Source organism: Streptococcus sp. UBA4344 (assembly GCF_002393675.1).
Lineage (GTDB): Bacteria > Bacillota > Bacilli > Lactobacillales > Streptococcaceae > Streptococcus > Streptococcus vicugnae.
Map to the genome: position 1 here is coordinate 1 of NZ_DGTE01000001.1, position 24,446 is coordinate 24,446.

General features: G+C 38.3%; 20 protein-coding genes and 1 pseudogene. 20 read left to right on the top strand and 1 reads right to left on the bottom strand.

Annotation, left to right across the window (positions count from 1 at the left end):
- Window positions 1-41: 41 nt before the first annotated feature.
- From B4D49_RS00005 to B4D49_RS00100, 20 genes and pseudogenes are all read left to right on the top strand, one after another.
- The gene (locus B4D49_RS00005; protein ID WP_286782809.1) at window positions 42-1,007 is read left to right on the top strand and encodes an NAD(P)-dependent oxidoreductase; all 966 of its coding nucleotides are present in this window, start codon (window positions 42-44) and stop codon (window positions 1,005-1,007) included.
- Window positions 997-2,619, top strand: coding sequence for a peptidase M20 (locus tag B4D49_RS00010; RefSeq protein ID WP_286782810.1), 1,623 nt, complete (start codon window positions 997-999; stop codon window positions 2,617-2,619). Before B4D49_RS00005 ends, B4D49_RS00010 begins: the two co-directional genes overlap by 11 nt.
- A 348-nt stretch (window positions 2,620-2,967) precedes the next feature.
- Window positions 2,968-3,969 (top strand): tryptophan ABC transporter substrate-binding protein, encoded by a 1,002-nt coding sequence (gene trpX, locus B4D49_RS00015; RefSeq protein ID WP_132869063.1) that lies wholly within the window; start codon window positions 2,968-2,970, stop codon window positions 3,967-3,969.
- Between the two features lie 21 nt (window positions 3,970-3,990).
- Window positions 3,991-4,860, top strand: coding sequence for an ABC transporter permease (locus B4D49_RS00020; RefSeq protein WP_132869062.1), 870 nt, complete (start codon window positions 3,991-3,993; stop codon window positions 4,858-4,860).
- Window positions 4,857-5,615 (top strand): ABC transporter ATP-binding protein, encoded by a 759-nt coding sequence (locus tag B4D49_RS00025; RefSeq protein ID WP_286782811.1) that lies wholly within the window; start codon window positions 4,857-4,859, stop codon window positions 5,613-5,615. The genes B4D49_RS00020 and B4D49_RS00025 overlap by 4 nt, the downstream gene beginning before the upstream one ends.
- A 199-nt stretch (window positions 5,616-5,814) precedes the next feature.
- Complete coding sequence (locus B4D49_RS00030; protein ID WP_039697111.1) at window positions 5,815-7,476, top strand: ribonuclease J; 1,662 nt, start codon at window positions 5,815-5,817, stop codon at window positions 7,474-7,476.
- 147 nt (window positions 7,477-7,623) lie between these two features.
- Entirely contained in the window at window positions 7,624-8,337 is a 714-nt protein-coding gene (locus tag B4D49_RS00035) for a matrixin family metalloprotease (RefSeq protein ID WP_199544253.1), read from the top strand.
- A gap of 86 nt (window positions 8,338-8,423) precedes the next feature.
- Window positions 8,424-10,343, top strand: coding sequence for a ribosomal protection-like ABC-F family protein (abc-f, locus tag B4D49_RS00040; RefSeq protein ID WP_286782812.1), 1,920 nt, complete (start codon window positions 8,424-8,426; stop codon window positions 10,341-10,343).
- Window positions 10,344-10,540: 197 nt separating this feature from the next.
- On the top strand, window positions 10,541-10,987 hold the full coding sequence (locus tag B4D49_RS00045) for a MarR family winged helix-turn-helix transcriptional regulator (protein ID WP_286782813.1): 447 nt from the start codon (window positions 10,541-10,543) through the stop codon (window positions 10,985-10,987).
- Window positions 10,980-12,731, top strand: a complete 1,752-nt coding sequence (locus B4D49_RS00050) for an ABC transporter ATP-binding protein (RefSeq protein WP_199544250.1) — start codon at window positions 10,980-10,982, stop codon at window positions 12,729-12,731. Before B4D49_RS00045 ends, B4D49_RS00050 begins: the two co-directional genes overlap by 8 nt.
- Window positions 12,731-14,608, top strand: coding sequence for an ABC transporter ATP-binding protein (locus B4D49_RS00055; protein ID WP_286782814.1), 1,878 nt, complete (start codon window positions 12,731-12,733; stop codon window positions 14,606-14,608). Before B4D49_RS00050 ends, B4D49_RS00055 begins: the two co-directional genes overlap by 1 nt.
- 292 nt (window positions 14,609-14,900) lie before the next feature.
- A complete protein-coding gene (locus tag B4D49_RS00060) occupies window positions 14,901-15,389 on the top strand; it encodes a DUF2798 domain-containing protein (protein WP_286782815.1) in 489 nt (162 codons plus the stop codon).
- A 161-nt stretch (window positions 15,390-15,550) separates the two neighbouring features.
- Window positions 15,551-18,340 (top strand): cation-translocating P-type ATPase, encoded by a 2,790-nt coding sequence (locus B4D49_RS00065; protein ID WP_286782816.1) that lies wholly within the window; start codon window positions 15,551-15,553, stop codon window positions 18,338-18,340.
- Window positions 18,341-18,422: 82 nt separating this feature from the next.
- Window positions 18,423-19,610, top strand: coding sequence for an Mbeg1-like protein (locus B4D49_RS00070; RefSeq protein WP_286782817.1), 1,188 nt, complete (start codon window positions 18,423-18,425; stop codon window positions 19,608-19,610).
- Between the two features lie 88 nt (window positions 19,611-19,698).
- Complete coding sequence (nmlR, locus tag B4D49_RS00075; RefSeq protein ID WP_286782818.1) at window positions 19,699-20,103, top strand: stress response transcriptional regulator NmlR; 405 nt, start codon at window positions 19,699-19,701, stop codon at window positions 20,101-20,103.
- 3 nt (window positions 20,104-20,106) lie between these two features.
- Window positions 20,107-20,952 (top strand): aldo/keto reductase, encoded by an 846-nt coding sequence (locus B4D49_RS00080; protein ID WP_199544237.1) that lies wholly within the window; start codon window positions 20,107-20,109, stop codon window positions 20,950-20,952.
- Between the two features lie 102 nt (window positions 20,953-21,054).
- Window positions 21,055-21,378: a carboxymuconolactone decarboxylase family protein gene (locus B4D49_RS00085; protein WP_286782819.1), complete on the top strand. Its 324-nt coding sequence runs from the start codon at window positions 21,055-21,057 to the stop codon at window positions 21,376-21,378.
- A gap of 15 nt (window positions 21,379-21,393) precedes the next feature.
- On the top strand, window positions 21,394-21,819 hold the full coding sequence (locus B4D49_RS00090; RefSeq protein ID WP_286782820.1) for a cupin domain-containing protein: 426 nt from the start codon (window positions 21,394-21,396) through the stop codon (window positions 21,817-21,819).
- A 117-nt stretch (window positions 21,820-21,936) separates the two neighbouring features.
- Window positions 21,937-22,800, top strand: coding sequence for a hypothetical protein (locus B4D49_RS00095; RefSeq protein ID WP_286782821.1), 864 nt, complete (start codon window positions 21,937-21,939; stop codon window positions 22,798-22,800).
- 109 nt (window positions 22,801-22,909) lie between these two features.
- A pseudogene (locus B4D49_RS00100) lies at window positions 22,910-23,410 on the top strand (YkgJ family cysteine cluster protein).
- 100 nt (window positions 23,411-23,510) lie between these two features.
- Here the strand turns inward: B4D49_RS00100 and B4D49_RS00105 are convergent.
- The gene (locus B4D49_RS00105) at window positions 23,511-24,383 is read right to left on the bottom strand and encodes a LysR family transcriptional regulator (protein ID WP_286782822.1); all 873 of its coding nucleotides are present in this window, start codon (window positions 24,381-24,383) and stop codon (window positions 23,511-23,513) included.
- Window positions 24,384-24,446 lie beyond the last annotated feature (63 nt).

The following is a 24,446-nucleotide window of genomic DNA, read 5'->3' on the forward strand; positions in this document are numbered from 1 at the left end:
TTTAGTTAGTGAGGTAGATGCTATTTTAAAGGAGAAAGATCATGTTAAAAGTGTTAATTTCTGATTATCCAAATGTTTTGGCGGAGCGTGATTTGAGTATCGAAGTTAACCTTTTAAAGGAACTTTTACCTGCCGATAGCGAAATTACTGTTTATCCTTATATCAATGAAGATGAGTTTATTGAAAGAATGTCTGGTGTGGACGTGCTTTTGACAGCTTTTCTTCCACTTAAGGAAGATATTTTAGGGAAATTTCCTGACTTAAAGGGAATTGCAGTTAATGCAACGGGGACAAATACCATTGATACTGACTATGCTGAAAAGTTGGGTGTTGCTGTGCGTAGCTTGGGAGCTTATTCGACAGAAGACGTTGCCAACCATACGATAGCTCTCCTGCTTGCTTTAAATCAAAAACTCTTTATACATCGCAAATTCATAGAAGCAGGATTTTGGAGTTATCAAAAGGCTGGCGAAGTTAAGCGGCTTTCCTCGCAAACCTTAGCTATTTTTGGTCTTGGTCGAATTGGACAAGCAGTAGCTAAACGTGCAAAAAGTTTTGGAATGTCTGTGATAGCTTATGACCCTTTTATTCCTGAGGAAGTGGCAGACCAACTTGGTGTCAAATTGGTTTCAGTTGAAACCATTCAAGCAGAAGCTGATGTGATTAGCTTGCATTTATTTGCTAATTCGGCAAATGAGCATTTCTTTAATCGTGATTTCTTTAAGAAATTGAAGAAACCGGTGATTTTTATCAATGTGGCGCGTGGTAGTCTTGTGGATGAAGCAGCACTGATTGAAGCGTTAGATGAGGGAAAAGTAATCGGTGCGGGATTGGATGTTTTAGAGAGTGAAAATCCAGACCTTTCAGATAATCCATTTCTTAAACGAGATAATGTTATCTTGACCCCTCATTCTGCCTTTTATAGTCAAGACAGTCTGAATACCTTGCAAGTTCAAACGGTTAAAAACGCAGTTGCTATTTTGAAGGAGTATCATCATGAAATTTGAAACCATTGAAGAATTGAGCACGCCAGAACGTATCGAAGCCATTGCTAAATATTTGGTGTCTATTTTTTCAGTTAATGGTACAAAAGGTGAAGTCGAATTGGCTGATGCCATTTATGAATTGGTGCAATCAGCGCCGTATTTTACAGCTCACCCTGAGTGTGTTTGGCAACAAGTTTTAGAAGATGATTCTTTAAAACGTAAGAATAATTTTGCACTGCTAAAGAAAGCTGGGATATCAAAGACAGTGATTCTGCATTCTCATATGGATACTGTTGGGGTTGAAGATTATGGTCCTATAAAAGCTATTGCCAATGATTCAGATGCGCTTCAAGAGTTCTTTAAAAACTATGACGAAGACCCACTTATTCAAGAACATGCTAAATCTGGTGACTGGTTGTTTGGTCGCGGAATGCTTGATATGAAATCAGGAGATGCAGTCAATATTGCGACACTTTTCTACTATATGGAACATCCAGATGAACTTCCTTGCAATTTACTTTTGATGACCAATTGTGTTGAGGAAAATGACCATACTGGTGCCATCCAGGCCTCAAGTGAACTGTTACGTCTTCGTCAAGCAGGTTATGAGTTTCAAGCAGCGGTTAATACGGATTTTATTTCTCCTTCATATGACGGTGATGAGATAAAATATATCTACACGGGCGCTGCTGGGAAAATGCTGACATGTTTTTATATTAAAGGGAGAGAAACACATGTCGGCAGTTGCTTGATGGGGATTGATGCGACTTTAATATCGAGTGCTATTAATCTCAAAATCAATACCAACCTTGATTTAGTTGAAACAATTGACAACGAAGACATTTTACCTAGTTCTGCCTTGCTTCAACGTGATTGTAAGGATTTCTATAATGTACAAACTAACAAGCGTGCCAATCTTTACTTCAATACTTTTCTTTATGAAAAGAGTGCAGATGATGTCTTACAAATTTTACTTGAAGCAAGTAAAAAAGTGGTTCAAGAGTTGTCAATGACTTATCACAAACGATTTAAAGTCTATACCGAAAGAAGTCGCATTCACAGCAGTATCTCACATGATATCGATGTGATGACATTTGCCCAATATCTTGATGCCTTAGAGCAAAAAGGGTATGATACCAAAACTTTGATTAGAGAGTTTTTCGAAAACATTGGAGATTATGATAAACGAGAAATTGGCTTTGATTTAATTGATTACCTAGAAGCAAAGACACAGTCAGATGAAGCAAAAGTGATTATCTTTTTAGCACCACCGTTTTGCCCTCACAATTATATTGATTTAGGTAGTGATGTTGACCGCGCTCTTGAAGAAATGATGGCAGAATTTCCTCAAGAACACTTCGTGAAACGACGTTTTTTCCCATTCTTAAGTGATTCAAGTTATCTTGCTATGCGAGAAAGCTTAGAAGACATTGACAAGTTGAAGGCTAATTTTCCTTTGATGGATGCTATTTATCCTTTGCCAGTTGAGGTAATCAGAAGTCTCAATATTCCTGCCGTAGATTTAGGAGTCTACGGTATCGGCGCCCACACATGGAAGGAAAGACTCTATAAACCTTATTCTTATCACACTCTTCCAAAGGTTATTAGAAGTTTTATCAAACATCTTAATTAGGAATTTCACTAAAAATTTCTTGTGTTTTGAATAAAAATAAGAAAATCTCGAAAAGAGGTTGAAATTTTCAGAATTTAGGTTATAATTATTAAAAAACACAGGAGGAAGCTAAGATATGAACATGACACAAACTCTTACAAGTTGGCAAAGTTGGCGTATGTAAAAGTTGTGTTTATGTTATGGCATAGATACGACTTTTGGAGTACTTCTAAAAAGTATCTATGCGCTAATCTTAGTTACAAGATAAAAAAGCGTGTAGTAAGTTTTTACTAGACGCTTTTCTTTTTAGTTGACTCATCGGTATTACACATTAACGAATTAATAATAAAGCATTCAACGGAGAAAGAGATGAAAAATAAAGCACTTATTGGAACACTTATTGCCCTTGTTATTTTAGTTGCTGGTTCAATGATTTATGACCAGACAAAAAATGAGTCAGCCAAAAATGGAGAGATTAAAATTGGTATTTTACAATATGTAACCCACGATGCCCTTGATGAGATTGAAAGAGGGATTGAAGATGGTTTAGCTGATGCAGGTTATGACAAAGATAATGCTAAAATCACTGTTTTAAACGCCGAAGGTGACCAAAGTAAAATCCAAACCATGAGTAAACAATTGGTTCATGCTAAAAATGACGTGGTTATTGGGATTGCAACACCAGCTGCTCAAGGACTAGCTTCAGCAACATCAGATATTCCAGTTGTGATGGGAGCTATTTCAGACCCAGTCGGAGCAAAATTGGTTAAGAATTTGAAAAAACCAGAAGGAAACGTTACAGGCGTTTCTAACCAAGTGCCAATCAAACAAACTGTTGAGATGATTCAAGAAATCACACCAAATGCTAAAACAATCGGTGTCTTGTATGCAAGTAGTGAAGATAATTCGGTATCTCAAGTTGCTGAATTTAAAGACTATGCAAAAGCAGCAGGTATCAATGTGATTGAATACGCTGTTCCATCAACGAATGAAATTAAAACAACTATGTCTGTTATGACTGGTAAGGTTGATGCTGTTTTTGTCCCACAAGATAATACGATTGCCTCAGCCTTCACAACAGTTGTTAACTCAGCTAATGCAGCGAAAATTCCAGTCTATTCATGCGTTGATACCATGGTTGAACAAGGAAGTATCGCTTCAGTTGCTCAAAGCCAATATGATTTGGGTGTTGAAACAGCTAAGATTGCTGTTAAATTACTTGCTGGTAAAAAAGTATCAGACGTCCCAGTTAACATCGTTAATACTGGTACCCCAACCCTTAACTTGAAAGAAGCCCAAGAACTTGGCATTACGATTCCAGATAGCATGTTGTCAAAAGCAACAGTAGCTGTCAAAGCAGATGAAAATTAGGAGAGAAGGAGAAAACATCATATGATTATTTCGTCAGTTTCACAAGGTCTTTTGTGGGGAATTCTTGGTCTAGGAATTTACCTGACTTTCCGAATCCTCAATTTCCCAGATATGACCACTGAAGGTTCTTTCCCATTAGGTGGCGCTGTTGCCGTTACGTTAATGAATGGTGGAACCCATCCGCTTTTAGCCACTTTAGCTGGTATGCTAGCTGGATGTGTGGCGGGGCTGGTTACTGGTCTTCTTTACACTAAAGGAAAAATCCCAACGCTTTTAGCAGGAATTTTGGTAATGACGTCTTGTAACTCAATCATGCTTATGGTGATGAAACGCGCCAATCTTGGTTTACTAAACATCAAACCTTTGCAAGCATTGCTTCCATTTTCTGATAGTACAAATCTTTTGGTTATTGGTCTTTTAGCAGTGATTATCGTGATTTCAGCGCTTATCTTCTTCCTTTATACGCGACTTGGTCAGGCTTATATTGCAACAGGTGATAACCGTGATATGGCTAAAAGTTTTGGGATTAACACTGACCGTATGGAAGTGATGGGGCTTACGATTTCAAATGGTCTGATTGCTTTGTCTGGTGCGCTTGTTAGTCAACAAGATGGCTACGCTGATGTGTCAAAAGGGATTGGTGTCATTGTTATTGGGCTTGCAAGTATTATTATCGGTGAAGTTCTTTATTCAACAGGCTTAACCCTTCTTGAACGTTTGATTGCTATTGTGGTTGGTTCAATCTTGTATCAATTCTTAATCACAGGTGTGATTGCACTTGGTTTCAATACAAACTACCTCAAATTGTTCAGCGCCTTAGTCCTAGCGATCTGCCTCATGGTCCCAGTTCTTAAAAATAAATTCTTTAAAGGAGTGACCTTATCACGATGAAAAAAATTGTAGAATTAAAAAATGCAACCGTTCAAGTTAATAATGGTCTTGATGAGGTCAAAACAATCCTTGATGATGTGAACTTGACCATTTATGAACACGACTTTTTAACGATTTTAGGTGGAAATGGTGCTGGTAAATCAACTCTTTTCAATGTGATTGCTGGGACTTTGATGTTAACTAGCGGAAGCATTTCAATCCTTGGAAAAGATGTGACGCATCTGCCTGCTGAAAAACGTGCCAATTATCTTGCGCGTGTCTTTCAAGACCCTAAAATGGGGACAGCACCGCGTATGACGGTGGCAGAAAATCTTTTGATTGCCAAATACCGTGGTGAAAAACGTGGTCTCTTGCCACGAAAAATCCATGCTTTCACAGATGAATTTAAAACACTAGTGGCACGAACTGGCAATGGTCTTGAAAAACATTTAGATACTCCAACGGGTCTTTTATCAGGTGGGCAACGTCAAGCGCTCAGCCTTTTGATGGCTACGCTGAAACGTCCAGAATTGCTATTGCTCGATGAACACACCGCAGCACTTGACCCTAAAACAAGCGTGTCTTTGATGAACTTGACAGATGAATTTGTATCGGGTGACCAATTGACTGCGCTCATGATTACCCACCACATGGAAGATGCTCTTAAATATGGAAATCGCTTGATTGTTATGAAAGATGGTAAAATCATCAAAGATCTTAATCAAGACGAAAAAGCCCAACTGGCAATTGCTGATTACTATCAATTATTTGAATAAAATGAAACGCCCTCGGGCGTTTTTTTATGTGCCCAGGTAACTTTTCCAAATCACAAAGAAGAAAATCTTCTGAAAATATGTTACAATTAAATTGCTGTAATTCGACTTGCTAACCTTTTTGGAGGCAAGGACCGTTAGTAAAATTCATAAGCAATTAAGTTGCACGTATAAAAAATAAAAAAGAGGAGAAAACATCGTCATGAGCGATATTAAAATTATTGCCCTAGGTGGGGTTCGCGAAAATGCGAAAAACCTCTATGTGGTAGAAGTTAATGACTCAATTTTCGTTTTGGATGCTGGACTGAAGTATCCTGAAAATGAGCAACTTGGTGTGGATGAAGTGATTCCAAACCTTGATTATCTAATTGAAAACAAAAAACGTGTGCAAGGGATTTTCTTGACACACGGGCACGCCGATGCTATTGGAGCTTTGCCTTATATTTTGCAAGAATTCAAAGCACCAGTCTTTGGTTCACCACTTACTATTGAGTTAGCTAAGCTCTTTGTTAAGAAAAATAACAACGTTAAGAAATTCAATAATTTTCACGTTATCGACGCTGAAACTGAAATCGAATTTGCGGATGCGACGATTTCATTCTTCAAAACAACTCACTCAGTTCCTGAAAGTTTGGGGATTGTTGTTGGTACTGATGAAGGAAATATTGTCTACACTGGTGACTTCAAATTTGACCAAGCTGCGCGTAAATATTACCGCACTGACTTGGGACGTTTGACAGAAATTGGACGTGAAGGTGTTCTTGCCCTTCTTTCTGATTCTGCTAACGCTACAAGCCATGTAATGACAGCTAGTGAAGCAGAAGTTGCTGCTGAAATGGATAGCGCCATTGCTGACGCTGAAGGCCGTGTGATTATCGCTGCGGTTGCTTCAAACCTTGTGCGTATCCAACAAGTCTTTGACTCAGCTGCTGAATACGGTCGTCGTGTGGTCTTGACTGGATTTGATGCTGAAAACATTGTCCGCACAGCTATTCGCATGAAGCGTCTTCGTTTGGTTGATGAAAAATTAATCATTAAACCAAAAGACATGCATAAATACGAAGACCACGAATTGATTATCCTAGAAGCTGGTCGTATGGGTGAACCAATCAACGGTTTGCACAAAATGGCTCTTGGTCGTCACCGTTATGTTCAAATTAAAGATGGTGATTTGGTTTACATCGTTACAACACCAAGTCTTTCAAAAGAAGCAGCTGTTGCGCGTGTTGAAAATCTGATTTACAAAGCTGGTGGTACAGTTAACCTTATTACGAAGACTCTTAATGTCTCAGGTCATGCTAATGGGCGTGATTTGCAATTGATGCTTAACCTTCTTCAACCCAAATACCTTTTCCCAGTTCAAGGTGAGTACCGCAATTTGGCAGCTCATGCTGAGTTGGCCCAAGAAGTTGGTATGTATCCTGAAAACATCTACATCGTCAAACGTGGTGATGTCATGGTTCTTGGTAAAAATGGTTTCAACCATGAAGGAAGCGTCCCAGCTGGTGATGTCATGATTGATGGTAATGCCATCGGTGATGTTGGTAACATCGTACTTCGTGACCGTAAAGTCTTATCAGAAGATGGTATCTTCATCGTTGCACTAACTGTTAATAAACGCGAGAAGAAAATTGTTTCTAAAGCGAAAATTCACACGCGCGGATTTGTTTACGTTAAGAAGAGCCGTGATATTCTTCGTGAATCAGCTGAACTGGTTAACCAAACCGTTGAAAACTATCTTGAACAAGATAGTTTTGACTGGGGTGAATTGAAGGGAGCTGTCCGCGATGAAGTGGCTAAATTCCTCTTCGACCAAACCAAACGTCGCCCAGCTATCTTACCAGTCGTTATGGAAGTGAGATAAAAATAATTTGAAGCTAGTTTTTTTACTAGCTTCTTTTTTGTTGTGTACCGAAATGTTTATTTTTTCTTGTTTTTTTAAGCTGGGCTTGTTATACTAAAGCCCGAGGTAATTTGTTATTGCTTAGAATTCTAGAAAGAAAGGGTATGTATGAGAACAATTTTTAAGATTATCTTTTTTATTCCCAGCCTTATAATCAATATTATCTGGAATTTTTTCTGGGCAATTATTAAGACGATTGTTCTGATTGCCATTTTATGTTTTGGTCTTCTTTATTATGCCAATAACAGCAGTTCTCAGTTAGCAAATTCCATTTCAAATATTGCTAATAGTGTCGTTACGTACTTTGATGCTAATAAAGATGATATTGCTAAGAATTTAAAGGATTTATCGACTGATGATTTCACGCATTATTCTGGAGCACGTTGGTCAAGTAATTCAGCGACGGTTTATATTAAAACGACCAATAAAACTTTGGTAAATGCTTATGAAGAAGCCATCAATGCTTGGAATGCAACGGGGGCTTTTACTTTTACTCTGGTTAGTGATGAGAATTCAGCAGATATTGTTGCAACTGAATATTCGGATGCTAGTTCTAAGGCAGCTGGTTTAGCTGAAACTGAGACAAATGCGTTGACTAATCAGATTACGCACGTCGATGTGAAGTTAAATACCTATTACTTGCTTGATAATGATTATGGTTATACGCACAATCGAATTGTTTACACTGCTGAACATGAGTTGGGCCACGCTATCGGACTTGACCATGATGATAAGGAAGAATCAGTCATGCAATCGTCAGGTTCATACTATGGCATTCAAGATGTCGATATCCAAAAAGTTCAATCGATTTATAATCAATAACGCATACACATACGAAAATCTGTTCTTTGGGCAGATTTTTTGATATTATCCTAGTTTAACGAGTGAGGATTTGTTAAAATAGAACTATGATTATTTTACAAGGAAACAAAATTGAACGCTCATTTTCGGGTGATGTCTTATTTGATAATATTAATATTCAAGTTGATGAAAAGGACCGTATTGCGCTTGTTGGGCGAAATGGTGCTGGTAAATCAACTTTGCTTAAAATTTTAGTCGGTGAAGAAGCACCAACATCAGGTGAAATCAATACAAAACGTGACTTAAGTTTGTCATATTTGGCGCAAGATAGCCGTTTTGAGTCAGAAAATACCATTTTTGATGAAATGTTGCATGTCTTTGATGATGTGCGTAGCATGGAATCTCGTCTTCGTAAGATGGAAATGCAAATGGCAGAGCTAACAGGTGATGCTTTTGATAAATTGATGTCGGATTACGACCGTTTATCAGAAGAATTTCGTGTTAAAGGTGGATTCACTTACGAGGCAGAAATCAAAGCCATTTTAAACGGGTTCAAATTTGATGAATCGATGTGGCAAATGAAGATTTCTGAGTTGTCTGGTGGGCAAAATACGCGCTTGGCTCTTGCTAAAATGTTGCTTGAAAAGCCTGAACTTCTTGTACTTGACGAACCAACCAACCACTTGGACATTGAAACAATTGCTTGGCTTGAAAATTACTTGGTCAATTATCAAGGAGCATTGATTATTGTCAGCCACGACCGTTATTTCCTAGATAAAGTAGCAACAGTCACTCTTGACTTGACAACACATTCGCTTGATCGATACGTTGGTAACTATTCTAAATTTATGGATTTGAAGGCTGAGAAATTAGCGATCGAAGCCAAAAATTATGAAAAACAAGCGAAAGAAATTGCTAAGTTAGAAGACTTCGTTCAACGTAACATTGTTCGTGCTTCAACGACAAAACGTGCCCAAGCTCGCCGTAAACAATTGGAAAAAATGGAACGCTTGGACAAACCAACCGCTGGTCAAAAATCAGCTAATATGACTTTCCACGCTGATAAAGTGTCAGGAAATGTTGTCTTGACAGTCGCAGATGCGGCAATTGGTTATGATGACCAAATTTTGTCTGAACCGATTAACATTGATGTCAAGAAATTTGATGCCATTGCCATCGTTGGACCAAATGGTATCGGAAAATCTACCTTGATTAAATCAATCGTGGGTCAAATTCCATTTATTAAAGGAACATCGACTTATGGCGCTAACGTTGAAGTGGGTTACTATGACCAAACACAATCCAATTTAACACGTACCAATACTGTTCTTGATGAGCTTTGGAATGATTTTTCAACAACACCAGAAGTGGAAATTAGAAATCGTCTTGGTGCTTTCTTATTCTCGGGTGATGACGTTAAAAAATCTGTCAGCATGCTTTCAGGTGGGGAACGTGCTCGACTATTGCTTGCCAAGTTGTCAATGCAAAACAATAACTTCCTTATCCTTGACGAACCAACCAACCACTTGGATATCGACAGTAAGGAAGTTTTGGAAGACGCCTTGATTGATTTTGATGGGACACTTTTATTTGTCAGTCACGACCGTTATTTCATTAACCGTGTGGCAACGAAAGTGCTTGAAATCTCTGAAGAAGGTTCAACACTTTATCTAGGTGATTATGATTATTACCTTGAGAAAAAAGCAGAGCTGGAAGAATTGGCTCGCACGAAGGAAGAAGAAGCACAAGAAAAGACAGCTACAGTTGTTGAAAAAGCGCCCGCAAATGATTATCAAGCCCAAAAAGCTAACCAGAAAGAACTTCGTAAACTCACACGTCGCATTGCTGAAATCGAAAATCAATTAGAAGAGATTGAGGCGCGTGAAGAAGAAATCAATCAAGCCATGTTGGCTACAAATGACGCAACAGAACTTGTTGATCTTCAAAAAGAACTTGATGAATTAACTGAACAACAAGAAACCCTCATGTTAGAATGGGAAGAACTCAGCGAAAAAGTTGAGGGATAAATGTAAGATAGTCTGTTTTGAATCAAAACAGGCTTTTTTTGATTTTTAAAAAATCAATAGCAGGCTATTGACTTTTTAACTTAAAGTTTTATAATAATTAATGGAATAAAATGGAATGTTTAGCAAACTTTAAAAAATGTCTACAAATTCTGACGGATGTTTTTTAGGGACTTGCTTTTTTATTGTCGGAGGTAACTATGAATTCTAAAAATGCTCCATATGGTTGGCTTGTTAAGCGAATTGCGCATCGTTTGGAACAAAACATGAATAATTTCTTAAAGCCCTATAACATTACCATTATGCAAGCTTGGGTGTTGTTGTACTTAAAAGATGACAAGGATTGTTGTACTTATAAGGAATTAGAGAGAGAATTTGAAGTGTCGCAACCAACCATGGCTGGGATTATCTCGCGTTTGGAACAAAAGGAATTAGTTATTACAGGTCAGGATGAAAAAGACAAGCGTATCAAGAAAGTGCGTATTTCTGATAAGGGCTTGGACTTGATTATGCTGGTTTGTGGTCACTTGGAAGAGTCTGAAGACGATATCATTAGAGGCTTTTTTGATAAAGAACAAGAAACATTTCATTCATTGCTCGAACGAGCTTATTATAATGTTGTAGAAAGAGGTGACGAGAATGATTAAAACTCTTTTAGCTCAAGTTAAGGAGTATAAGACACCATCTTTACTTGCTCCTTTGTGCGCAGCTTTAGAGGTTTTCTTCGATATGTCAGTACCTTTTGTCATTGCTAAGTTAATTGACCAAGGGGTACAAGCTGGGAACTTGGCTGTTGCCATGAAGTATGGAATCTTGATGTTGGTTCTTGCCACATGTGGTTTAACAACAGGTTTCTTGGCTGGTAAATTCGCTGCGCAAGCCTCAGCTGGGTTTGCTGCTAATTTGCGTGAAGGAATGTATGAAAATATTCAAACCTTCGCCTTTTCAAATATTGATAAATACAGTACAGCTGGTCTTGTCACTCGTATGACAACAGACGTTACAAATGTACAGAATGCTTATCAAATGATCATTCGTATTGTTGTGCGTGCACCGTTAACAATCATTGTTAGTATGATTATGTGTTTTGTGGTGGATCGCCGCTTGAGTTTGATTTTCCTTGCGGCTGTTTTGATTTTAGGAGCATCTCTTCTATTTATCATGCGTAAGGCTATGACAACTTTCAATTACGTCTTTCGTAAATACGATGATTTGAATGCTAGTGTTCAAGAAAATATTTCAGCCATTCGAGTGGTGAAAGCATTTGTTCGTGAAAAATATGAAAATAAAAAATTCACTAAGGCTGCTGAAAATATTTATCGCCTTTTTGTAAAAGCTGAAAAAATTATCATCTTCAATGTGCCAGTCATGATGTTTATCATCTTTACATGTATTATTTGCTTGTCATGGTTTGGGGCACAGTTTATCGTTGATGGTAGTTTGACAACAGGTGAATTGACATCCTTAATGTCATACATCTTTGCCATGATGATGTCACTAATGATGTTGTCAATGATTATGGTTATGGTCTCAATGAGCACAGCAAGTGCTGAACGTATTGCTGAAGTCTTGAATGAAAAAGCTGACATCGTTAATCCAGAAACTCCTTTGATGGAAGTTCCAGATGGTAGCATTGAATTTAACCACGTGCATTTTTCATACAAACATGGCGGTGGTGAAGAAGTGCTTTCTGATATTGATTTGAGCATCAAGTCAGGTGAAATTATCGGTGTTATCGGTGGTACAGGTTCAGGGAAAACATCATTTGCTAACTTGATTTCTCGCCTTTACGATGTTGATGCTGGGTCAATTAAAGTTGGTGGACATGATGTTCGTGAATATGATTTGGAAGTTCTTCGTGACCAAGTTGCCGTAGTGCTTCAAAAAAATGTCCTTTTCTCAGGAACAATTCTTGATAACCTTCGTTGGGGTAATGAAAATGCGACTGACGAAGAATGTATGGAAGCTTGTCGCCAAGCCTGTGCAGATGAATTTATCGAACGCTTCCCTGACAAATACAATACTTGGATTGAACAAGGCGGAAGTAATGTCTCAGGTGGACAAAAACAACGTCTTTGTATCGCTCGTGCTTTGCTGAAAAAACCAAAAGTTTTGATTTTGGATGATTCAACAAGTGCCGTGGATACTGCCACAGATGCCAATATTCGTCGTTCATTTGAAGAAACAATTCCAGGAACAACAAAAATTATCATTGCACAACGTATTTCAAGTGTGCAACACGCAGATAAGATTTTGGTGCTTGATGATGGTAAAATCTCTGGCTTTGCTAGCCACGATGAATTACTACAAACAAACGCTATCTACCGTGAAATCAATGAGGTTCAACAACAAGGTAGCGGTGATTTTGATGAGGAAGGAGGTAATAACTAATGTCTCAACCTAAAAAAGAAGTGAACAAACAAGCCACACTAAAACGTGTTTTGGCTTATGTGATTAAGAATTATAAATGGCGTTTCATGGCTGTTTTCGTCTTGATTTTGATTGCTGCGCTTTGTATGGTTCGTTTTAGTTTGTTCATGCAAACCTTGATTGATAGTTATGTCACACCTCTTTTGGCTACTAAAAATCCTGACTTTTCTGGTTTAGCACATGCTATTTTCCAACTAATCATTATTGGAATTATCGGGGTAGCAAGTACTTACACTTATAACCGTTTGATGGTTTATGTGGGACAAGGAACAATGCGTCGTATTCGTATTGACCTCTTTACGCACATGGAAAGCTTGCCAATCAAGTACTTTGATACGCATGCTCACGGGGACATCATGTCAATCTATACCAACGACGTTGATACGCTTCGTCAATTGATTGGACAAAGTATTCCCCAAGTCGTGAACTCTAGCTTTTCTATTTTGACAACCTTTGTCAGCATGTTAGTATTGAATGTGCCTCTGTCTATCTTGTCACTCTCTATGGTTATTGTCTTGCTTTACGTCGCACGTAAAATTGCAGCGCAATCATCTAAATATTTCCATGACCAACAAAATGATCTTGGTCGTGTCAATGGTTTCATCGAAGAAATGATGGACGGTCAAAAGGTTGTTAAAGTTTTTAACCACGAAGAACGTGCCAAAGAAGACTTTCGTAAACTCAATCAAGAACTTCGTCATTCGGCTACAAATGCTAATATTTTTGCCAATATCTTGATGCCAGTATCTGCTAACATTGGACACATTTCATATGTTCTTTGTGCCATGCTCGGTGCGGCTTTGGCACTTCATGGATATGCTGGCTTGACTTTGGGAACTTTGGTTTCTTTTCTTGCATTGAACCGTGGATTTACTAACCCAATTACTCAAATCAGCCAACAAATCAACTCAGTGGTTATGGCGATGGCCGGTGCAGACCGTGTCTTCAAATTGCTTGACGCTGAAGTTGAAGTTGATGAAGGCTATGTTGAATTGGTTAATGCTAAAGAAGATGCTGATGGCAATCTTCAAGAAGTTGAAGAAGCTACTGGTACATGGGCATGGAAACATCCGCATGAGGATGGTAGTGTCACTTATCACAAACAAGAAGGTCGTGTAACCTTCTCAGATGTAACTTTCGGTTATAACGATGATAAGATGGTGCTTCATGACATCAATCTTTTTGCAGAACCTGGTCAAAAAATTGCCTTTGTTGGGTCAACTGGTGCTGGTAAGACAACCATTACAAACTTAATTAACCGTTTCTATGATATTCAAGAAGGTAAGATTCATTACGATGGTATCAACATTCGTAAAATCAAAAAAGCAGATCTTCGTCGCAGTTTAGGAATTGTACTTCAAGATACACACCTCTTTACAGGAACAGTCATGGATAATATTCGTTATGGACGTTTGGATGCGACCGATGACGAATGTATCGATGCTGCAAAATTGGCTAATGCGCATGACTTTATTAAACGTCTGCCTGATGGTTACGATACGATTTTAACAGGTGACGGAAGTAACTTGTCTCAAGGTCAACGTCAATTGCTTGCGATTGCGCGTGCGGCCGTGGCCAATCCACCAGCTTTGATTCTTGACGAAGCAACCTCATCAATCGATACACGTACCGAAGTTCACGTTCAAGAAGGTATGGACGCTCTTATGAAGGGTCGTACAACCTTTGTTATTGCCCACCGCTTATCAACGGTTCGCAACGCTGATTGCATTATGGTACTTGAACAAGGACGCATCATCGAACGTGGTAATCACGATGAATTAATCGCTCAAAAAGGCCGTTACTACCAACTCTACACAGGTAACGCCATCAGCGAATAACATATCAAAACACCTTTTTGTAAAATGGCTCAGCCCTTTTGCAGGAGGTGTTTTTGTTAGTTTTTAGATTGATTTTTCAGGTAAAACGTTTACTTTAATTTTTTCTTTAAAAAAACTTACGAAGAAAATTTTTTTATGGTAGACTAACTCCTGTTGACTGTAAACTGGAGTTGATTGGAAAGGGTGCAAAGCAGGTTATAATAGCTATTAAGCACTATCCTAGCGGAGGACATTTTGTTGTACGCCGACCTAGGTTGAGGGTTGATAAAAAATGAAATGAATGGAGAATAAAATGCCTCGTAATTTTAAAGAAGCAATGGTGTTTACATGTTTGATGTGTGGAATGATGGTTTTGGGAATGAGTATTTGGAACTTGTTCGTTGCAGGAGCTTTTTCTTGGAAACATGTCTTTTTGGGATTCATTCCAGGGTTTATCGTTGCTTTCATTTTAGATACTCTAATTGTTGGACCAATCGCTAAAAAAATCGCATTTGGAATTTTGCCAAGTGGCTTAAAACATCAATTAGTTAAAATCCTTACTATCTCAGGATGCATGGTTCTTGGTATGGTAACTTGTATGTCATTTTACGGAATGGTCTTTAGTCATGGCTTGTCAGCTATTTCTCTTCCACTATATGGACGTACATGGATTACAAACTTTGTTGTAGCATTGCCATATAATTTCTTAATCGTTGGACCAATTGCCCGTTTCTTCCTTGGAGAAATTCAAAAACAAGGTCTTTTGGCACCAGCGCCAGCACCTGCTGAAGTAACTGAATAATATGAAGAAAGTTGGAAGGTTTCTTCCAGCTTTTTTTGTACACATATGAAATTCTGTTGAAAATACTTTGGAAAGCAAGGCTTATTTACCTTGATGATTTGAAAAAGTAGTATAATGAGCTTAAGGACGTGTAACCGTTTTTAGAAATCGAGGAACAAGTTATGAGTAATCGAACAAATGAAAAAACTGTTCAACTTGACCTTGAAACTTACGCAGCTAACGACGTTTACAAAGCCGCTGCTACGCAAAGCTCAGGCCTAAGTCATAAACAAGTCAAAGAACGTCAAAAACAATATGGTCCTAATCGGTTAAAAGAAGCGCAAAAAGAACCTATCATTGTGACCTTTATTAAAAACTTTACCAGTCTGATGGCGATTTTGCTTTGGGTAGGTGGAGCGGTGGCTATTTTATCTCATAGTGTTGAACTAGGGCTTGCTATCTGGTTTGTCAATATTATCAATGGGTTTTTTAGCTTTGTTCAAGAATATCGGGCTAGTCAAGCAACCCAGGCGTTGAAGAAAATGTTGCCTTCTTATGCGCGTGTTATTCGTGAGGGGCAAGAAGAAAAAGTCTTAGCTGAAGAATTGGTGCCTGGCGACCTTGTCTTGATTGAAGAAGGGGACCGTATCTCAGCTGATGGTCGTATTATCTTTGCGACTGATTTGCAGGTTAACCAATCTGCCTTAACCGGTGAATCAAATCCTGTTTATAAAAATAGCGAAGCTGATACTGACCCGCAAAAAACAGCTCTCGAGTATGACAATATGGTCTTTGCCGGAACGACTGTTTCATCTGGTTCAGCTAAAATGGTTGTGTCTGCAATTGGTATGTCAACACAATTTGGGCAAATCGCTCATTTGACGCAAAATATGACTGATGACAAGAGTCCACTTCAAAAAGAATTGGACCATTTGACCAAACAAATTTCGGTCATTGCCATTACAGTAGGTGTTATCTTCTTTATCGCAGCAACTTTATTTGTCCATGAACATTTTGCTAAATCCTTCATTTTTGCGCTTGGGATGATTGTTGCCTTTATCCCAGAAGGTTTGCTTCCAACAGTAACCCTTTCTTTGGCAATGGCGGTGCAACGCATGGCTAAGTCCAATGCCTTGGTTAAAAAATTATCGTCAGTTGAAACCTTGGGAGCAACCTCAGTCATTTGCTCGGATAAAACCGGGACATTGACTCAAAATGCCATGACAGTCAATCACCTTTGGCAAGTGTCTGGTCAATATGAGGTGACTGGTCTTGGTTATGCAGCTGAAGGTGATATCCGCAACAGCAATGGTAAGAAAGCTGCGCTTGTCGAAAATCAACCGCTGGAATACTTAGTCCGCTTCGCTCATCTCTGTAGCAATGCACAAGTCTTGGCGCCAAATGATGACAATCCTTCTTACACAGTACTTGGTGACCCAACGGAAGCCTGTTTGAATGTCTTGGCGGAAAAAGCTGGCTTAACCTTAGAGAAAAATAATGACTGGGCCCCACGGTTGAAAGAATTACCTTTTGATTCGGTGCGCAAGCGTATGACGACGATTAATCGTGTTGATAGCCAAGTAGATGGTAGTTCTTTGGTGTCAATCACCAAGGGAGCTCCTAAAGAAATGGTTGAGCACTGCCATTTTTACAAAGATCAAAAAGGTATTCATGAAATGACTGCAGACGTTCAAGCGAGAATCTTAGCTGCCAATGATGCTTTTGCTAAGGATGGTTTGCGGGTTTTGGCACTTGCTTATCGTACTTTGGAAAGTGATCGTTTGAGTCAAGAAGATGATTGGACACAAGAAACTCTTGAAAAGAATATGATTTTTCTTGGTTTGATTGCCATGAGTGACCCACCACGTGACGGTGTTCGTGAAGCTATTGAAAAATGCCATAAAGCAAGTATCCGTATTATCATGGTGACTGGTGATTATGGTTTGACAGCTCTTAGTATCGCTAAGAAAATTGGTATTGTGCGTGGCGATGATGCGCGTGTGGTAACAGGTCTTGAATTAGAAGAGATGTCTGATGACGCCTTAAAAGAAGCTCTTAAAGGTGAGATTGTCTTTGCGCGTGTGGCACCAGAACAAAAATACCGTGTGGTAACAGCTTTGCAAGAATTGGGCGAAGTCGTTGCTGTAACAGGTGATGGCGTCAATGATGCTCCTGCTCTTAAAAAGGCTGATATCGGTGTTGCCATGGGGGTGACTGGTACTGATGTTGCTAAAGAGTCTGCGGATATGATTTTAACAGACGACCACTTTGCTTCCATCGTTGATGCGGTTGAAGAAGGGCGTGCCGTTTACCATAACATCAAGAAATTCTTGACCTACATCTTTAATTCCAACACACCAGAAGCGGTGCCATCTGCCTTCTTTCTCTTGTCACGAGGTTTTGTGCCACTTCCTTTGACTGTTATGCAAATTCTAGCAGTTGATTTGGGAACGGATATGATTCCCGCGCTTGGTTTAGGGGTTGAACCTCCAGAACTAGGTGTCATGAATCAACCTCCTCGTAAATTGACAGATCGTTTGTTAGATAAAAAATTGCTTATTAAAGCTTTTCTATGGTATGGCTTGATTGAATCAGCACTTGCCATGGGTGCCTTCTTTATCACTTATCTCTTGCATAATGGCCATTTGACTGAGCTTGCTAGCTCTGGTCAACTTTATCAAGAAGCCACAACTATGACTCTTGGTGCTATTATTTTCTGTCAAATTGGTATGGTGATGAATAGTCGAACATCTGATCAATCGATTCGCAAGTTACAATTATTTGGTAACCCTTTGATTAATATCGGTTTGATTGTTGAATTGATTATTTTTGTCATTTTGGTTTATGTACCAATTTTCCATAATCTATTCAATACCGCAAGTCTAGGTTTTTGGCATTGGGTATATTTGGTACTGTGTCCGTTTGTCATTGTTGGGCTCGAGGAATGGCGTAAGCGCATCATGCGGAAGTAGAATGACTTGCTATTGTGGTCTGGTTTTTCCTTGACACCTTTTGCAAATATCTGTAGAATTCAAAAGAGTATAGGGGATGAATATGGCAACAATTAATGATTATTTAGATTATAACGACAATCGTACATTTGATGAATTTGCCTTTAATGAAGCAGATATTCTGTGTTTAAATGAACTCGGTTACTTTTGTTTCGAAGAGTTAGACAAGTCGATTGACTTTTCTAAAATGGTTAATCTCCACGAGGTTTTATTGCCTTATGTTACTGGAGAAAAAGAATTTAGTCACAGCTTTTTAGTGACAGCAGATCGTATTCGTTTGCTTCAAAAAGTGGTTGCTTCACGACGTTTTGAAGGTCTGTGTCTTTCAAATTATATCAATGATGTTGATTCTGAGTTTGAAAGACAATTTTCAGCCATGGTTTTTAGCATACCTGGGATTAATCATCATCAGCTGGTTTTTCGTGGGACAGATGATACCATGATTGGTTGGAAAGAAGATTTCAAGATGACTTATGTTCAAGAAATTCCTGCTCACCGAGCAGCGGTTGCTTACCTTGAAAGTTATTTGGAAGAACATTCTGGCAAGGTTACCGTCAGCGGTCATTCTAAGGGTGGAAACTTAGCATTGTATGCTGTTTCTCATGTCAGTGATTGCGTGCGCCAGCAAATTGAAAAGGTCTACATGCTTGATGCACCGGGGTTGCAAGAGGCTGGTTTAAAAGAGCCTGGCTATTTAGCTATTCGTGATCGTGTCTGTGTTATTCGACCAGAGGAATCGATTGTTGGGGTCATGCTTTATAATGATATCAAGCCAATCGTAGTGAAGAGCCAAGTAAGTGGAATTATGCAGCACGCTTTAACAACTTGGCAATTTGATGAAAAAACGGGTCAGTTTATTTTAGCCGAAGGTCAAACTGATTTGAGCCAAAATCTTGAAAAAACCTTTAAACAATGGACAGATGAGCTATCAAGTCAAGAGTTAAAAATGCTTTTTGATACGCTCTTTGATACCTTGATGTCAAGTGGCATTCAGAGTATTAATGATTTATCATTTGATCGAGAGTTAGGAGCAAAATTAGCAACAAGCATTGCTTCCTTCTATTCAATCGGAACGGAAAAGAAACTCTTGCTTGCCAAGTCAGCTAAGTTATTCTTGCAGGCTTTTGTTGGTCATAGTAAACTTGGAAATATTGGTAAAGATAGACTTCCTATCAACTTACCTGATTTTAATAGTTTCTTATCTAATTTAAATAATAGAAAATTGAAATAGAACTTGAGAATTTTCTCAAGTTTTTTTCTTGACATGGAGTCAACTCTAAGGTATATACTGAAAGTGTTGATAAAAAAGGAGATGACCTATGAACATTAAAAAAGTAAGTGAACAAACAGGAATTTCAGCAGATACTATCCGTTATTATGAACGCATCGGCTTACTTCCGCGTGTTAAACGTAATAAATCTGGTATTCGTGATTTTTCAGAGAAAGATATTGCAGCCCTTGAATTTATTCGTTGTTTTAGACGAGCTGGGATGAGTGTGGAATCTTTGATTGAGTATATGAACTTGGTTGAAGAAGGAGAAGGGACAGAAGAAGCACGTATGCATCTTCTAGAAGAACAACGTGAAAAGTTGTCAACTCGCATTGAAGAACTTGAAACAACCCTTAAACGCATGAATTACAAAATTGAAAATTATAAAAAAATAATCTTAACTAAAGAAAAATCTCTGTTTGAGGATCAAAGTGGTATGAAAAAAGAGGAGTAACAAATGGAATACAAAACATTATCAAATGGCGTTAAAATGCCGATTTTAGGATTTGGTGTGTATCAAGTGCCAGACCTTGACGAATGTGAGCGCGTGGTTAGTGATGCGATTTCGGTTGGTTACCGCTCAATTGACACCGCTCAAGCTTATATGAATGAAGAAGCTGTTGGAAATGCTATCCGCAAGTCTGGTATTGCGCGCGAAGAATTTTTCATCACAACTAAAATTTGGATTAGCAATTATGGCTATGAAAAAGCCAAAGCTTCTCTTGATGCTTCTTTAGCGAAACTTCAAACAGACTACATTGATTTGGTGCTTTTACATCAACCATTTGGTGATTATTATGGTGCTTATCGTGCCATGGAAGAATATTACAAAGCTGGTAAAATCAAAGCAATCGGTATCAGCAATTTTGCACCAGACCGCGTAGCAGATTTGGCTATTTTTGCGGATGTCACTCCAATGGTTAACCAAGTTGAAACGCACGTTTTCAATCAACAATTAAATGCTCGCAAAACAATGGACGAATATGGCGTTCAAATCGAATCTTGGGGACCATTTGCGGAAGGGCGCAATGATTTCTTTACCAATGAAACACTTGTTGCGATTGGACAAAAATATCATAAATCAGCTGCGCAAGTTGCCCTACGTTACTTGATTCAACGTGATGTTATTGTCATTCCTAAAACAGTTCATAAAAATCGTATGGAACAAAATTTTGATGTCTTTGACTTTGTCTTAACAGATGATGACATGGCAGAAATTTTGAAACTTGATATGGGAGAAAGCCAATTCTTCTCACATGCTGACCCTGAAACAGTTAAAATGATTAGTTCAGTTAAAATTTAAGTTATGCTTAAAAGGCATAAAACACTATGTCAAATAAGTATTTGTTATTAAAAACGAGAAGCGTATAATGGCAGTATAAACCCTATTAAGAAAGGAAAACCAATGACAATTAAACAAACAGCAGGACGTGACCAATTGGGTGAATTTGCACCTGAATTTGCACATTTTAATGATGATGTGCTCTTTGGTGAAAACTGGAATAATAGCGATATTGATTTAAAAACACGCTGTATCATCACAGTTGTGGCATTGATGGCGCAAGGCATTACAGATAGTTCTATGAAACACCATCTTCAAAATGCCAAAGCTAACGGTGTTAGCAAAGAAGAAATTGCTGCTGTTATCACACACGTAGCTTTCTACGCAGGTTGGCCAAAAGCTTGGGCAGTCTTCAATCTTGCAAAAGAAGTTTGGAACGAAGATTAAGTGAGGGAGAAATCGATGACAGATAAAGAACTTTTTGATAGAGAAAATGTCTTTGGAAAAGGGCAAGCAAACGACGCATACGCACAATATTTTGATGGCAATTCTTTCCTCAATCCCTTGGTTGATGCGGATTCACCACTTCATTTAGCAAATGTAACCTTTGAGCCGGGATGTAGAAATCACTGGCATATTCACAAGGCTGACAAAGGTGGCGGTCAAATTCTGATTTGTACCGCAGGTCAAGGTTGGTATCAAGAAGAAGGTAAGAAAGCTGTCAGTCTTGAACCGGGTAAAGTTATTGTGATTCCAGCCAATGTCAAACACTGGCACGGTGCTAAGAAAGACTCATGGTTTAGCCATATTTCGCTAGAAGTCCCAGGTGAAAATACTTCAAATACTTGGCTAGAAGCAGTTAGCGACGACGATTACAACACTTTGTAAAAATTTTTATTATCATACTATCAACACTAACAATCTCATTCATACAGAAATGCCCAAGAATTTTTGGGCGTTTTTTTGCATGTGACAATTTCCTTATGTCATGTTAAACTAGATTTTATGACGCAATATAAACATATCAGAATGGTGCAGGCGGGGCATTTTCTAAAGCTTTTTAAAAATGATTCGCAGTTTGCCACACCGATTTTTAGAATAGACCAGAAACGAAAAAATTTACAATTTGTTATTGTTTTTAAATTGGATGAGTCGGCTGATTTTTACGTGCTCAATCGCTCGGAAAAAGGTTATAGCAAGGAATTAAAACGTATTAAGGTATTTACAAAATCACAGCTTTATAAAGCGATGGCAAAAGTCCCCATCAAAGCGCGTGAGACGATTCAGATTTTGCAAGTGCCAAGTAGTCGAGATGACCAAAAAGATTATATAACTTATTATAATCAAGCAGCTATGGATTGGATTGCATACGGGAAAAAAATTGATGATGTTTATGATCCTTTTAGAGATGCTTATTCATCTATTTTTCATAGTGAGTGGCAAGAAGAGCAGTTGTTATCGTATGAAGATTATCAAGGCATTCAAGATTTTCATCCTTTTTCAGTAAAAGAAGATCAGGAAAATCCCTTGTCGTGTCTTTACAAAGACCCGATAAGAAAGCAAAATATTAACCTTCAAGTGATGGGCTGGTATTATTTTGGTCAGCAGTTAAAAATCAGCTGGAAACCAGATAACCGCTATAAAGCACGCTGGCGTTCATCTGTAGTTGCCATTGATAAAAAGACCGGCAAATATTTTTTCCAAGGAAATATTTATAGGCAAAAAGGCACAGATCCCGTATTTCTTGACCATTTGCTTATTGATTTTCAAGGTGCTGGGCAAAATAGCAGAGCTGCAGAAACTGAGTACCATAGATTCATCGAAGAAATCAAAGAGCAAGAACGTGTAGCTTTGTTGAAGCTACGCTGATCAATCAATTTATTTTTAGTTTCTAGACTCATGAATAAAGTCTCCACTGGAGACTTTATTTGTGCTATAATATTCCCTGATTGAAATTGACAAATTAGAAAGTAGCAAAATGACAGAAATTGACATTGAACGCTATCACGAATTAGCGCAACAAAAACAAAAAGAACACCGTAAATTTTTAGCTAGTCTCAAGAAAAAAGCACCTAAAAATTTAGATAAAATCACTCAAGAAATTCATACTGAAGTTTTTAACGAGATTGATTGCACCAAATGTGCTAACTGCTGTAAAAGCTTAGGTCCGCTCTTTACCGAGGCTGACATCACGCGTATCTCAAAAGTCTTTCGCATGAAACTAGGCGTTTTTGAAGACATGTATTTGTGAGTGGATGAAGATGGCGACAAAGTCTTTCAATCAATGCCTTGTCCATTTTTAGGCGATGACAACCTTTGTACCATTTACGACGTCCGACCAAAAGCATGCCGTGAATTCCCACACACAGACCGCAAAAAAATCTATCAAATCAATAATCTAACCATTAAAAACACCCTTTTCTGCCCTGCAGCCTACCTCTTTGTCGAAAAACTCAAAGAACGATTGGATGGGAAATAAGAAGAAAACCACTTCAGTGATATGAGGTGGTTTTTTTATGATTAAACTTATTAAAAAAACAACAAAGTATCAAATTTTATGAATTAGTACTTGAAAATTGTTATTGCCTTTCAAGTTCTTCACGCATTATTTTGAGAAATTGTTTGGTACTTGGTGATTGAGTGCTTTGCTTTTTCCAGAGAATCTGAAGTGAATCGTGCTTTTGAGTCGCAAATGGAATAAATTTTAGTTCAGAATCAGCGTAGGAAGTGTTGATAATATCGCCTAGACAAATCGCAATACCAAGTCCAGCTTTGACTAGAAGTGATGCGTTGTAGAGAAGATTATAGGTTGCAACAATGTGATAGTCGCCAAGTCCAGCTAGCTCTCGGAGGTCGTTATTGGTTTGAGCAGAAGTGATTAGTGGATAAGATAAAATATCTGCTAATTCAACTTTATCAAACTTAGTCAATGGATGATTTTTGGGGACCAAGACTCCCCATTGGTCACGATTTTTAAGAGCAAGCGCATTGTATTTTCGATTGTCAAAATCACCGATTGTGATGCCTAAATCGTAGACTCCTTTATTCAAATGTTCCAAAATGTCATCAGCGTTTCCGCTACGAATGTGAATACGAATCTCAGGGTACTGGTCTGTCATTTTTTTGATGACAGTTGCGACAATATCAAGTGAGTGAGTTTCAGCAGCACCAATGTAAATTTCTCCAGAAATTTCTTCTGATTTTCGAATATTATTTTCTGTTTTTTCGACTAAAGCAAGAATTTCGATGGCACGATTGTAGAGGTATTGCCCATCATCTGTCAATTGAATTTCTCGGCTGCCACGGTGAAAAAGTACAGTATCAAGTTCTTCTTCCAAATCTTTGATTTGGCGTGATAGTGTCGGTTGTGTCACGTGTAAGGTATTTGCAGCGTTTGAAATACTTTTTGTTTGGACAATGGTTACAAAATAATTAAGAACGCGAATATCCATATCTTTCTCCTATACATTTTAGCTATATTAAGTATGTAATATAAGTATTTGCTATGTTTATTG

Excerpts from the sequence above, each read along its gene's own strand:
- B4D49_RS00010 (WP_286782810.1), top strand. The coding sequence starts at position 997 with ATGAAATTTGAAACCATTGAAGAATTGAGCACGCCAGAACGTATCGAA.
- B4D49_RS00095 (WP_286782821.1), top strand. The coding sequence starts at position 21,937 with ATGACGCAATATAAACATATCAGAATGGTGCAGGCGGGGCATTTTCTA.
- B4D49_RS00070 (WP_286782817.1), top strand. The coding sequence starts at position 18,423 with ATGGCAACAATTAATGATTATTTAGATTATAACGACAATCGTACATTT.
- abc-f (WP_286782812.1), top strand. The coding sequence starts at position 8,424 with ATGATTATTTTACAAGGAAACAAAATTGAACGCTCATTTTCGGGTGAT.
- trpX (WP_132869063.1), top strand. The coding sequence starts at position 2,968 with ATGAAAAATAAAGCACTTATTGGAACACTTATTGCCCTTGTTATTTTA.
- B4D49_RS00055 (WP_286782814.1), top strand. The coding sequence starts at position 12,731 with ATGTCTCAACCTAAAAAAGAAGTGAACAAACAAGCCACACTAAAACGT.
- B4D49_RS00045 (WP_286782813.1), top strand. The coding sequence starts at position 10,541 with ATGAATTCTAAAAATGCTCCATATGGTTGGCTTGTTAAGCGAATTGCG.
- B4D49_RS00065 (WP_286782816.1), top strand. The coding sequence starts at position 15,551 with ATGAGTAATCGAACAAATGAAAAAACTGTTCAACTTGACCTTGAAACT.
- B4D49_RS00085 (WP_286782819.1), top strand. The coding sequence starts at position 21,055 with ATGACAATTAAACAAACAGCAGGACGTGACCAATTGGGTGAATTTGCA.
- B4D49_RS00105 (WP_286782822.1), bottom strand. The coding sequence starts at position 24,383 with ATGGATATTCGCGTTCTTAATTATTTTGTAACCATTGTCCAAACAAAA.
- B4D49_RS00030 (WP_039697111.1), top strand. The coding sequence starts at position 5,815 with ATGAGCGATATTAAAATTATTGCCCTAGGTGGGGTTCGCGAAAATGCG.
- B4D49_RS00060 (WP_286782815.1), top strand. The coding sequence starts at position 14,901 with ATGCCTCGTAATTTTAAAGAAGCAATGGTGTTTACATGTTTGATGTGT.
- B4D49_RS00025 (WP_286782811.1), top strand. The coding sequence starts at position 4,857 with ATGAAAAAAATTGTAGAATTAAAAAATGCAACCGTTCAAGTTAATAAT.
- B4D49_RS00050 (WP_199544250.1), top strand. The coding sequence starts at position 10,980 with ATGATTAAAACTCTTTTAGCTCAAGTTAAGGAGTATAAGACACCATCT.
- B4D49_RS00020 (WP_132869062.1), top strand. The coding sequence starts at position 3,991 with ATGATTATTTCGTCAGTTTCACAAGGTCTTTTGTGGGGAATTCTTGGT.
- B4D49_RS00090 (WP_286782820.1), top strand. The coding sequence starts at position 21,394 with ATGACAGATAAAGAACTTTTTGATAGAGAAAATGTCTTTGGAAAAGGG.
- B4D49_RS00035 (WP_199544253.1), top strand. The coding sequence starts at position 7,624 with ATGAGAACAATTTTTAAGATTATCTTTTTTATTCCCAGCCTTATAATC.
- B4D49_RS00080 (WP_199544237.1), top strand. The coding sequence starts at position 20,107 with ATGGAATACAAAACATTATCAAATGGCGTTAAAATGCCGATTTTAGGA.
- B4D49_RS00005 (WP_286782809.1), top strand. The coding sequence starts at position 42 with ATGTTAAAAGTGTTAATTTCTGATTATCCAAATGTTTTGGCGGAGCGT.
- nmlR (WP_286782818.1), top strand. The coding sequence starts at position 19,699 with ATGAACATTAAAAAAGTAAGTGAACAAACAGGAATTTCAGCAGATACT.